This window comes from Flammeovirga yaeyamensis (assembly GCF_018736045.1).
GTDB classification, from domain to species: Bacteria; Bacteroidota; Bacteroidia; order Cytophagales; family Flammeovirgaceae; genus Flammeovirga; species Flammeovirga yaeyamensis.
The window spans coordinates 4,887,791-4,900,252 of record NZ_CP076132.1 but is presented as its reverse complement, the minus strand read 5'-3'; the positions used below and the strand labels follow the sequence as shown (position 1 = coordinate 4,900,252).

Below are 12,462 nucleotides of genomic sequence, written 5' to 3'. Positions count from 1 at the left end.
GGCATTAATAACTTTTATAATGAAAATCATTTCTATTTTAAAAAAGTTTGATCAACTTCCGACGCGATTGAAAAATCAACAAAAAAAATAACACTAACGATATAAATATTTTGAAAATGACAGCAGTTACTTTAGGAATTGATGTGGGAGGAACGAATACTAAGATCGGTTTCGTAGATCGTCACGGTAAATGTTTAGTAAGTACTCACATTCCAACTGGAGCGGACGAACCATTTGATAATTTCTTGAAAAATGTTTTCGCTACTGTAGACGATTTAAAGTCTAAAGCTGGTGAAATCGACATGGTAGCAGTTGGTATCGGTGCACCGAATGCGAACTACTACAATGGTAAAATTGAGAAGGCAGTAAACCTTAAAGGTTGGGGTGAAGAAGTTGCCATTGCTGACTTAATGCAAGATCACTTTAAAGTACCTGTTGCAATTACAAACGATGCTAATGCAGCTGCACTTGGCGAAATGAAGTTTGGTGTTGCTCAAGGTATGAAAAACTTTATCGTAGTTACTTTAGGTACTGGTTTAGGTTCTGGTATTATTGTAAACGGCGATTTATTATATGGTCACGATGGTTTTGCTGGTGAACTTGGTCACATTAATGTGGTTGAAGACGGTAGAATTTGTGGTTGTGGTCGTAGAGGTTGTTTAGAAACGTATGTTTCTGCTACTGGTATCAAACGTACAATGTTCGAATTACTAGCTGATAACAACGGAAACAGTTTACTATCTGGTAAAACTTTCGAACAATTGACAGCTAAAGATATTTTTGATGCTGCTGAAGATGGAGACGCTTTAGCAAAAGAAGCATTTGATGTAACTGGCGAGATTTTAGGTAAAGCACTAGCGGATACTATCGCAATTTTTAGCCCTGAGGCAATTGTATTGTTTGGTGGATTAGCTTCTGCAGGTGAGTATATCACAGAGCCAACTCGTGCAGCAATGGAAGAGAATTGTTTATCATTGTTCAAAGGTAAAACTAGATTGGTAGTTTCTAACCTAGAAGGAGATAACACGGCAATTTTAGGTTCTTCAGCATTAGCTTGGCAAGAATACGAAAAACTTCAAAAAGCTTAATTAGTAGCTTTTATATATATGAAGCCCATCAAGCAATTGATGGGCTTTTTTGTATGCCTATTTTTATTAAAAACTGATACAACAAAAAAGCCTTATCTTATTAAGAAAAGGCTTTTCGTGATATTGGATTTGTTTTAGTATTGAATGATATACTAGGGATGTATATCAAGCAATGTCTTTATAGTATCAGAAAGTAGATGTAAGTTAAACTATAATTTAATTTTTCATTTCTAAGTTGGAAAGAATAGGTGATCCTCCCTTAAGAAGTTAAGCTTGGACCACCTCAAACCAAGAATTTTTTATATAAGATTACTGTCTTGAAGCTTTGTATTCGATGTCTTTATCAGCAGACTCAGATACATTCAAGTTAGTAACAGTAAAGTCATTAGCATCACCGTTGTAAGTGTTGTCTACGTGCTTCAATGTCACATCGTGCTCAATTGATACACCTGTAGGGAAACCTTTAACGATTACATTGTCCATAGTTACCTTAGAACCTACACGAATTTTGAAACCTTGAGAGTCAGAACCGTTTTCTTCAGCAATTACAGTAATGTTTTTTAATGTTGGGTGAGAGAAAGGAGTAGCCTCATGGTTTTGAGCGTTATTGTCGCCTTCGAAACCACGGTCACAACCTTCTGCTACGTGAGCGTAAGCATTTTCCAAAGTACCTGTCCAACCTTCTGTCCAGTCAAATTGATCATCTTTGTTATCAGTAGAAACTAAGAATGATGCATTCGCTGTACCACCGAACCATTCGAATCCGTCGTCGTCACCTTTGTGTGCTTGTAAGTGATGACATTCAGTTTGGTTACCAACACCGTTAAATGTGAAACCATTGTGCTCTTTGTCAGTAGTAATTTCGTTACCACCGAACTCCAAACGAATGTATGATAATGAACCAGAGTCATCGTTAGCGTCATCTCCGCCATACCATAATGCTTCACCATCAATACCAGTACCTACTTCAGGATGTGCTTTACCACCTTCTACGTTGATGGGAGCATATCCATTAAGAATAATACCACCCCATGAACCTGGAACTTGATCTTGTGAAGTGAAAACAATCATGTTTTCTGCTGTACCGTTTGCTTCGATTTTAGCACCTTGTTCTACCATTAGGTAAGCAACATCTTCACCTTCAAGGTCCACAACACGTACACCAGGTTTGATTGTTAATGTAGCTCCGTTTCTAACGTGAACACCACCAGAAAGAATCCATGTAGAGTTGGCTTCTAAAGTAAGATCTTCGCTAATGTCTCTTGGAAGAGTACCGTCAGCATTGTCTTCAGTCACGTCAGATACATCAGTACCAGGAAAATCTACAGCTACAGCCCAGTCACCTGGAGTCCATCCTGTTGCTTCACCATCGATAGCAATAGGTTGTTGTTCTGTCAATTTAGCTTCAAGAATAGCTCCTTCACTTTCTGATGGAGCCTCAGTAGTCTCATCGTTGTTACAAGCAACAAGTACAGATGCTAACATTGAGATAGCTGCGAATTTTTGTACTAAATTTTTCATTTTTTTGATTGAATGGTTTTAATAATAATTGACTTAAAAATGAATGTCTTAGAATGTGTAAGAAAGTCCTACACCTAGTTCCATACCTAATTGATAAGATGAAACTTGTTTTGTTGTCCCTCCTTCAAATTTTTGAAATCGCTCGATAGAAGGGTTTAATAAGTTTTTAGCTGATACATTAAAGCTTAATGCATCCTTGATTTTATTTCTAATTATTAGGTCTAAAGTACCGAATGATTTTTCATAGATGTCTCCAGCTCCCATAGCACCTGCTGCGAAGATTCTATCGCCAAAAGTAGTGTAAGTCAAAGTGAAAATGGAGTTGATATCACCGTTGCCCCAGTCTTGTTGATACCCCACATTAGCATTAAGTATATAAGGAGAAGCACCTTGTAAAGCTCTCTGACGGTTGGTAACAATCGTATTGATATCGTCAGCGATCGTCATTTGAGAGTACATAAATGTACCATTCATACCAACAGTTGTTCTTTCTAAAGCTTCAGAGCCATTATTGAAAATACTTCCTAAAGATTTTTCGAATTCAATTTCAATACCTGCTACCGTTGCTGTCCCAATGTTATCGAAAGAGTAGACGTTACCTGCAGATGGTCTAGCTACTTTTTCAATTGGATTATCCAAGTACTTACCGAATAAACCTACTGAGAACAATTCTCCTGAATTAGGGAAGATTTCGTATTTCAAATCCACATTGTAATTCTGTGCATTTTTTAAGTTCGGGTTACCGATAATGGCTTCACCACCCACGACTGTTTGATATTCGAAAGGAATTAACTCTCTCATACCAGGTCTAGTAATTGTTTTACTAGCGGCGAATCTCATGTTTGATCGGTCATCAAGTGAGTATTTTAAATTGAATGATGGTAAGAATTCTACAGATGAATAACTGTCTTCTCTGTAAGGATCAGCAATTAAATCACCTTGCATTTTGTACATCACATACTGTTCACCAATCTCTGTTCTTAAGCCTACATTCATCTTTAATTTACTTGGCATGATATCGTAATCATAGCCAGTATAGAAGGAATGCACATCCATTTTAGCTTGGAAATAGTTATTAGGAATAGTAAAAGGAGAATAGTTGATCGTTTCATTTTGAATCCATTCGTTGATTCTATCGTTTGGATCCTCCGAATTAATACCCCTTACAACCGCACTACTTGATCTAATGTTAGTTTGGAACCACTCAAAATCTCTCGTTTTAGATTTCATTTGATATCCGAACCTTAAAGTACTTCTGAAATTGTCATTGTTTGTATTAAAAGCACCTAATCCAATGGAAACATCTGTTCTAGCAGCATATTCCACTTCATTCATTTCACCCCAATAACGATGATTATCAAATGCATTACGGGAGAATAAGTTGACTTCCTTACCATCAACAGATCTACCAGAGAATAATAGTTGTCTTCTATCAGGTTCTTGAGAGATAGTTTCTGTTCTAGAAACACCCCAAGTAAAATTCAATCGATCATTTTCCATGAATTTATGATCACCAGAAAACTGATTAACGAAGATGGTATTTTGAAGATATGTATTTCTTCTAGCGAATAATGTTTCAGTATCCAAGTCGTTGTTGTATCCGTAGTTTTCATCCACTGAGTTGAAAGACTCGTTGACAACGATATTGTTTAATTTGAATTTATGTCTGCTATTTAATTCAAATGTGAAGTTTAATAAAGCAGAAGTATTTGTAGAGTAGATCCACTCTTCACGATCATAATCTACATATGGAGTGGCTTGTGCATTGTAAGCGGCAAAGCGACCATCTCTGTACTCATATTTATTACTGTGAGCTAATGATCCGATTATACCAAAAACACTTTCATCACCAATATTCCAAGATTTACCACCAGATGCATTTAAACCTAAGTTCATCGGAGCGTTTATTGTAGTTGGCGACCATGATGTATTAAAATTACCTGGTTCGCCATTTGGAGTAATTGTAGGTACACCTCCTTCAGGTCTTTGTCTTGCATCGCCATTAAATCCAAACGCTTCGTACTGTCCGTCTTTATGCGTTTTAAAGTCGTTGAATGAAGCTAAAGTGTTGTATGCTCCTGAAATTCCTATTGTAAAGAAAGCATCATCAGGATAATCTTTAAGCGTAATGTCAATGTTTGCACCAGCGAAATCACCATATAATTCTGGAGTTGCTGTTTTAGAGACACCAATGTTTTTAACTAAGTCAGTAGGGAAAATTGATAACGGGATAACTTTTAAGTCGGGGTTGGTAGATGGAACCGGAAGTCCGTTCATTGTTGCGATGTTGTAACGATCTCCAAGACCTCTTACATAAAGTCCTTTTCCTCTTACTTTCGCCACACCTGTCATTTTTGTCATGGCACCTTCTACATCCGAAACACCTTTTACAGACATTTCTTCGGCACCAATAGATTCGATCATGATATCCGCGTTCTTACGCTCAACCATTAAAGCTTGAGCACTTTCTTTGTTGGCTTTACCAACAATCTCAACAGCTTCTAACTCTTGTGCATCAATAGCTAAATTGAAAATCACTTCTGCATTTCCGTTAGCGTTTATGCTTACTGTTTTGCTAGACGCCTTGTAACCAATAAAAGAAGCGATAATTTCGTGAGTACCAGACTCAACTTGAAAAGAAAATTTTCCGTAGATGTCAGATGAGGCACCTTTTGTTGTGCCTTTGATGATTACACTGGCACCAATTATTTCTTCGCCAGTGTCAGCATCCTTCACCATACCCGATATTACGGCTTGGGCATGAAGTTGAATGCTAGTTATGATTGATAATAAAACTAGTAGGTTAAAAGTTTTCATCTTGGTTTGTTGTTTTTAACTGATGCAAAAGTAGAGGGTAAATATTTCGTGGAATTAGCTGAAAAAAGAACAAATGATGAATTGAAATCCTATTGTTGTTACAGAAATATGAATAAGTTAATATTACTGAAAAGCAATTCGGGAATAGTAAGGTATTTTAAATAATCAATGTTAACATATAAGTGTGTGTCTTAAATTTCAATTCTTTGAAAAGACAAAACCCCTTTTACAAATTATATTTTTTGTAAAAGGGGTTTCTGTATTTTAATGAAATAGAATTATCTTACTTGTTCGTAAACTAAAATTTCAGCTCTTAATGGCTGAGAAACGTTACCTGCTTCATCTCTAAATCGAACGTAAACATACTTTCTGCCTCTTCCTCCTAAATCCCATTCAATCTCAGTGGTGTATGGAATCCATTCAGCGTTATAGAATTTGTTGGTATTCGAAAGCTGCATTTCAATAGTATCATCAGAAGCATGCGTCTGAACTTTAACCACTTGTTCTTCCGTACCCGTTGCCCCATTATTAATTTGGATATTATATAATATTGGGTGATCTGTATCTAGTTTTATTGTTGAATAAGAAGGTGCAGATTGCATTCCTGCTTTGTTTCTTACTTTGATAAATACTTTTGCTTGACTAGAGTGAGGGTGCAACCTCCATTTCTTTTCTCTTTGATAAGGTTCCCAAGAAGAAGGAGAAGCAAAACTATAATCATTAGAAATGATCATTTCAGCAGCATGAGTCGCATCAATTTTTAAGGTTACTTCAGGATCTCCCGTCAATTGTTCCTTATTATTAATAGTAATAGAATTAATAGAAGGAGTAGAACGGTCTAAATTGATATGAGCTCTTGCTTCGAAAGATTCATTGCCAGCATAATCAAAATACTTTACATATACGGTTTTTTCACCATCGCCCTCAGTAAGTAACCAATTTACTCTTGATCGGTAATGAGTCCAATACCCCTCAGATAAATCTGAGTTATTAGAAATGACCATGAAATCAGCATTCGTACATATTGGATTAAGTACAACTCTTCTTGTAGCTTCTCTTGTATATTCATCTCCTTTATTAATTATCAATTGAGGTTGTAAAGGAGGATCTCTATCCCAAATAATGTTCTTTTTGATAATTCGAGTGACATTATCATGGTCGTCCTTAAACTGAACGTAGATCATTTTCTTACCTTCTTGACCACTTAATGGATAATGATAATCTCTTTGATATGGAATCCATTCTGAATTTTGCCAAGTAGGATTATCCGCTATTCTCATATAGAAAGCAGAGTCAGCAATCATTTCCATATGTAAAGCAGCTTCCCTCACAAAATTGAATTGTAAAGGAACAGCAATATTTTCTTGTATCTCGGGTACAATAACTCGAACGGCTAGATTTTGAGGGGCAGTAGCATCGAAATACACTTTCTTTTTAATAGGCTCTGAAAGGTTACCCACAAAATCTTTAAATCGGACATATAAATTACGGTAGCCAACAGGTCCTCCTTTTACACTCATTCCATAAAAGAAAGGAGTTTCTACATATGGTTTCCATGATGCAGTTGTGAAAGATGAGTCTTCAGTAATTTGCATGGCAACTGCGTCTTCCGCTTTTACCTTAACGATATAATCTTTTGTATAATAAATTCTTGATTCTGTAGGAAGAACTTTTAACTCCATTGTTGGATTTTGAGGAGGAGTAATGTCCCATTGAATTTGATCTCGAACGGTAATAGACTCTGTATTTGTAGAGGTCTTAAATTTTGCGTAGATAGTTTTAGTTCCATCAGGTTTTTTTAAGTAGAATGGAATTCTTTTTTTATAATCGATCCATTCTGCATCACTAAAATCTTCTGATGTACTTACCATCATTTTAGTAGCATTCAAGCAATACAAAAATAGGTTGACTTTACCTTCTTTATCCGTATTGTATTCTTGATTCTCATCGATGACAATCATCGGTGTTAAAGCTCTAATTTCCTGAAAAATCTCTTTTTCGTAAATTTCAGATAGATTTCCCGATCGATCTTTAAATTGTACTAGTATCTTTTTTGATCCACCATCATCTCCAAGGAAAATAGAAAAAGGACGAGTATCATAATCTCTCCAAGGTGCTTTTTCGAATCGATCTTCTAATGCTATCTTCATTAAAAAGGCCCCTTCCGCTTTTAATCGAATATTGATAGATTTTTCAGAAGTAGATGTTATATCACCTTGAGTAAATATCTGACCATCGCTAGGAGGATCTTTATCGTATATTATCTCTGCTTTTATAGGTTCTGATTGATTTCGAGCTTTATCTCTGTAAGAAATCCAAACTTCCCTTTTACCTGTTTCTCCCTCTTGAAGTTCCCAGATTTTGTTTCTATTGTAAAACTCCCATTCTCCGGCAGTATCAAATTCTTTGTCGTTGGCAATCCTCATTTCATAGGCATCAGTCGCTCTTAACTGAAGTGTGACATGAGTAGACTTAGTATATTCATCTCCACCATTAATTGATATTCTAGGATTAATTGGCGGTTTTGTATCAACATAAATACGTTGAGAAATGGTTTTCGATTCGTTACCTGCTTTATCTCTAAATCTGATAAATACTTTTTTGAATCCTTCGAAGACATCTTCTTCCATTTCCCATTCATCCAAGAAATCGGTATATCTTCTCCATTTATGTCCATAGAAGTTCATGCTGTTACTGATTTTCATGTATTCAGCACCTTTTGCTTCCATTTCTAAGCTTACAATTTTATTATGTTGATTTACATATTTGATGTCGTTGGAACGATCATAAACAGCATAATCTGGAACAATATCTATATATTTTGGTTCGGGAGCTTGAGTATCTAATTTGATATAGTCGGTATACACTTTAGTTTCGTTACCTGCATTGTCTTTAAACTTTACATGTAACTTTTTTAAACCATCACCAGAAGTAAGCATCCAAGAGTGAATATGTTTTCTGAAAGGCATCCAATCTGCATCATTAAACACTCCTGTGTTACTGAGGTTCATGAATGTTGCTTCCTTACATTTTAAATCAATTTCTACTCTTCTAGAACGTGTATAATTACCTCTAGAAAAGTTTACTCGACCTGCATAAGGTGGTTTGGTATCTAGAATAGTGTAGGCTACAAAAACATCGGTTTCTCGACCGTTTGCTAAAAGGAATTTAAGGAAAACTTCTTTTTCCCCATCACCATCGTTAAGTGTCCAAAAATAGTGTCTTTGGTAATTCACCCATTCTGCATCACCAAAATCGTAATCATTACTAATGATCATTTTGATAGCATCAGGGATATTAATAGATAATTGGACTTCGGTGGTGTTGATAAGATCTCCGTTTTTGATATCCACACCAAATTGACCAAATACCTGAGTATATGAAATACTAAATAATAAGATTAATATATGTAAGAAACTTCTTTTCATATTCAATTGAACACATTTGAAGTCACTACTGCAAATATTGGGCAAATACTTATTGTTTATTAAAAACGATGGTTTTATACTAAAAAGATCTATGAAAAAGCTAGTTTTAAATTTTGAATCTTAAGAAACCTCCTGCCAATGAAATAGTACTTGTATTTGCCGATTGGGCAAAGTAAGATTTAACGTCATGGGTAGAGATACCAGCCTCGTAATTTCCTTTTCTTGAGAAATAAGTAACACCAAGTGGGAAGTTAAATACTTCGTTGTTACCACCATAGTTAAACCCTGTAGAGAAGGCAAATCTTTTGAAAGGTCTGAAATCACCTCCAATGGCATAAAATGGATTTTCTATGTTACCAGGCTCATTATTTTGAGGAATAATCACATCGAAACCAACATGTACTAAACGGAAAAACTCGTAGCTCGCTCCGAAGCGTAATATTGTCGGTAAATCAAATGATTCTTTTTTTGCATCAGTCGTCCAGTCTAAAGCAGAATTAGTTCCTGCAAATTGAAAGGCAGATTGATCGTTAATCAAGAAGTTGTAATTATCTAAACCTTGACCATTAATATTAGCTAGTTTACCATCATTAATTGAGTAAACTTGACCTTCCCAATTCATTTTACCGAAATTAGAAATTGCTGCACTTACCTTTAAGTTTCTTTTAATAACGAATGTCAGACCAAAATCAAGACCCCAACCCCAACCAGCATTTTTAGGGAAAAGTGCTTTTTGAGTCATAGAACGATTGTCTGCAGTAGTAGAGTTAATGATAGCATTGGCATCTGGAGATGCAGCATTCAATACATCTTCTGGGTTGACAAATGAAGAAGAGAAAACAGCATCTTTCATATTGCCATTATCATCTACTTCAAAATCAAGAATCATTAAACCTTGAATGTATTTTGCACCGAAACCTCCATAAATTGACAAATCGTATGTTTCTAAAATTTGTGCACCCCAAGCAGCATTATACTCTCTCACCCAAGTAGACTTGGTTTTTGTACCTGCTAATAGTTCACTATATGTTTGAGCATCGTCTACATTTTCGAAATATCCGCCTCTAACTTGAGAAATTTGTTCAGAAGTTAAAGGTTCACCTTGTCCAGTATGTCTTGGGTTATCGATGATACTTCCATCTGCTAATTCTAATTTAGGAAAGTAACTTGATGTCGCTCCAAAGAATAAAACCTCAGCTGCAAAAGCATTTGTTTTTACCCTCGTATGAACATTATCTCTGATGCTGATGGCTACACCACCCCATTTTTTGGGAAGTTGCATACTTGCACCAAATAACATAACACTTGCATCTACAGTGGTTACTTTACTGTCAAATTTATCAACAGCTCTTTGTTTATCCTCGAGACTAAATTTTGTAGTTCTGTAATCAGTCAATGCACTAAGAAGCTCCTGAGTGTTAATTGCCTCTGATGAAAAGATGAAGTTCGATTCGAGTAATCCAAAAGTAAATTTGGGATCTCTGTAATTTTTTTTGATTCCAAGATTGGCAGGGTTAATACCAATCGCTTGATAATCGGTCACAAAAGTAGTTCCTACACCGCCACGACCTGTGACAGAGTAGACACTCCCTTCCATTTGGGCATAAGTTATAATAGGTAGCCCCAGAAATATAGCAAAAAGTAGAAATCTATAGAGTTTCATATCAGCCTGAAGATAGTTTATGGTACTTAACCCCGTGATTTAATCAAAAAAGAAATTTGTTACGTTTTACTAGGGTGTTAAGAATTGTAAATATAATAAAACATGAGTGCATTTTCGTTAGTTCCTCTAAAAATTATTGAAAAAGTATATAAAGCATCAATAAATAGAAGATTTTTGATTAATTTTCCTTTAACTTTATTTATTAATGTCGATCTATAGTTTGGTCACGCCTAATTAAGATTACCACTCATATTTTAATATATAAATATATGCGTTTAAAGAAAAAGCACATATTCTTATCTTCTTTGGTGATTCTACCTCTATTATTCTTCTCTTTTACAAGCAAGAAATTAGGTAATCACTACTTCGAAATTGCAAAGAACATGAAGATCTTTGCTCAACTTTATCAAGAAGTAAATACATATTATGTTGATGATGTTAACCCTTCGGAGTTAATGACTACCGGCATAGAGGCAATGTTAGCTACGTTAGATCCCTACACAAATTATATCCCAGAAGACAGAATCGAAGATTATAGAACGATGACAACTGGTGAGTATGGTGGTTTAGGTGTTGTCGTAGGAAATAGAAATGGAGACATTACTGTCATTCTTCCTAATGAAGGTTACCCAGCTTACGAGGCGGGACTTCAGATTGGAGATATCATTAAGAAAGTAGATGGAGATGATATTTCAGGAAAGAATACAGAAGAAATATCTAAATATTTAAAGGGACAAGCTGGTAGTGAAGTCACTTTAACTATTAAAAGATTTGGGCAAGAACAACCTTTTGATGTTAAGGTGAAGAGAGAAAAAATCCAAATTAATAATGTCCCTTATTATGGCATGGTGACAGATAATGTAGGATTGATTCAATTGTCTGATTTTACTAGAAATGCTAGTAAAGAAGTTGGAGATGCGCTTACTGAATTAAAAGATAGAGGTGCTACAAAAATAATTATCGATTTAAGAGGTAACCCAGGTGGTTTATTGAATGAAGCGGTAAGTATTGTGAATTTATTTGTTCCAAAAGGTTCTGATGTGGTGTATACTAAAGGTAGAATCGAAGATTGGAACAAAACATATAAAGCTATGAATCCTCCGTTGGATACAGAAATTCCAATAGCTGTTTTAGTGAATGGTGGATCTGCTTCTGCTGCTGAAATTGTTTCTGGTTCGATTCAAGATTATGATAGAGGCGTTTTATTAGGATCAAGATCATTTGGTAAGGGATTGGTTCAGGCCACTCGTCCATTGGATTACAATTCAAGACTAAAAGTAACTGTAGCTAAATACTACATTCCATCTGGTAGATGTATTCAAGCTATTGATTATAGCCATAGAAATGAAGATGGAGAAGCAATTGTTGTTGCTGATTCTTTAAGAGAACAATTTAAAACAGCCAACGGAAGACCTGTTTTAGATGGTGGTGGTGTAATGCCAGATATCAAAGTAAAGCCATTCAACTTTGCTCAGATTACAGTTTCTCTAATTCTTAAAGGGTTGATTTTTGACTACGCTACTAAATTCCATCATGAGAATGAAAAAATTGTAGCTGCAAGAGACTTTAATCTATCTGATGCTCAGTTTGAGGATTTTGTAGAATGGTTAAAAGATAAAGATTATGGTTACCAAACGAAAGTAGAAGTAACTATGGAAGAGTTAGAAAAAAGTGCTAAAGAAGACAAGTATTACGAAGACATTAAAGATGAAATCGAAAACTTGAGAAAATTAGTTTATCATAATAAAGAGTCGGATGTGATTAAGTTTAGGCAAGAAATCACAGATGTACTTGAAGCTGAAATTTGTAAAAGATATTACCTTGAAGCTGGTGAAATCGAATCTACATTTACAGCTGACCTTGATGTAATTGAGGCGGTGAAAGTATTGAATGACGATGCACGTTATCAGAAAATATTATCTGGAAATTAATTTTCAGTGGTGAT

The 12,462-nt window shown here is 35.3% G+C and carries 6 protein-coding genes; 2 read left to right on the top strand and 4 right to left on the bottom strand.

Annotated features, from left to right (window positions below; genetic code table 11):
- Window positions 1–116: 116 nt before the first annotated feature.
- Complete coding sequence (locus tag KMW28_RS19480) at window positions 117–1,088, top strand: ROK family protein (RefSeq protein ID WP_066211753.1); 972 nt, start codon at window positions 117–119, stop codon at window positions 1,086–1,088.
- 309 nt (window positions 1,089–1,397) lie between these two features.
- Here KMW28_RS19480 and KMW28_RS19475 read toward each other — a convergent pair whose 3' ends face one another.
- The 4 genes from KMW28_RS19475 to KMW28_RS19460 all read right to left on the bottom strand — a co-directional run bounded on the left by KMW28_RS19475 (window position 1,398) and on the right by KMW28_RS19460 (window position 10,517).
- Window positions 1,398–2,609 carry a hypothetical protein gene (locus tag KMW28_RS19475; protein ID WP_169665922.1) on the bottom strand — a complete coding sequence of 404 codons (1,212 nt, stop codon included), beginning with the start codon at window positions 2,607–2,609 and terminating at the stop codon, window positions 1,398–1,400.
- A gap of 48 nt (window positions 2,610–2,657) precedes the next feature.
- The gene (locus KMW28_RS19470; RefSeq protein ID WP_169665923.1) at window positions 2,658–5,426 is read right to left on the bottom strand and encodes a TonB-dependent receptor; all 2,769 of its coding nucleotides are present in this window, start codon (window positions 5,424–5,426) and stop codon (window positions 2,658–2,660) included.
- A 278-nt stretch (window positions 5,427–5,704) separates the two neighbouring features.
- Window positions 5,705–8,854: a hypothetical protein gene (locus KMW28_RS19465; RefSeq protein ID WP_169665924.1), complete on the bottom strand. Its 3,150-nt coding sequence runs from the start codon at window positions 8,852–8,854 to the stop codon at window positions 5,705–5,707.
- 106 nt (window positions 8,855–8,960) lie between these two features.
- Window positions 8,961–10,517 carry a DUF5723 family protein gene (locus KMW28_RS19460; RefSeq protein ID WP_215585769.1) on the bottom strand — a complete coding sequence of 519 codons (1,557 nt, stop codon included), beginning with the start codon at window positions 10,515–10,517 and terminating at the stop codon, window positions 8,961–8,963.
- A 269-nt stretch (window positions 10,518–10,786) separates the two neighbouring features.
- On the opposite strand from KMW28_RS19460, the gene KMW28_RS19455 reads away from it, so the two are divergent.
- Window positions 10,787–12,448, top strand: a complete 1,662-nt coding sequence (locus KMW28_RS19455; RefSeq protein ID WP_066211762.1) for a S41 family peptidase — start codon at window positions 10,787–10,789, stop codon at window positions 12,446–12,448.
- The last annotated feature ends 14 nt before the right edge of the window (window positions 12,449–12,462 follow it).

Coding starts and splice junctions, on each gene's coding strand:
- KMW28_RS19480 (WP_066211753.1), top strand. CDS start 117: ATGACAGCAGTTACTTTAGGAATTGATGTGGGAGGAACGAATACTAAG.
- KMW28_RS19475 (WP_169665922.1), bottom strand. CDS start 2,609: ATGAAAAATTTAGTACAAAAATTCGCAGCTATCTCAATGTTAGCATCT.
- KMW28_RS19470 (WP_169665923.1), bottom strand. CDS start 5,426: ATGAAAACTTTTAACCTACTAGTTTTATTATCAATCATAACTAGCATT.
- KMW28_RS19465 (WP_169665924.1), bottom strand. CDS start 8,854: ATGAAAAGAAGTTTCTTACATATATTAATCTTATTATTTAGTATTTCA.
- KMW28_RS19460 (WP_215585769.1), bottom strand. CDS start 10,517: ATGAAACTCTATAGATTTCTACTTTTTGCTATATTTCTGGGGCTACCT.
- KMW28_RS19455 (WP_066211762.1), top strand. CDS start 10,787: ATGCGTTTAAAGAAAAAGCACATATTCTTATCTTCTTTGGTGATTCTA.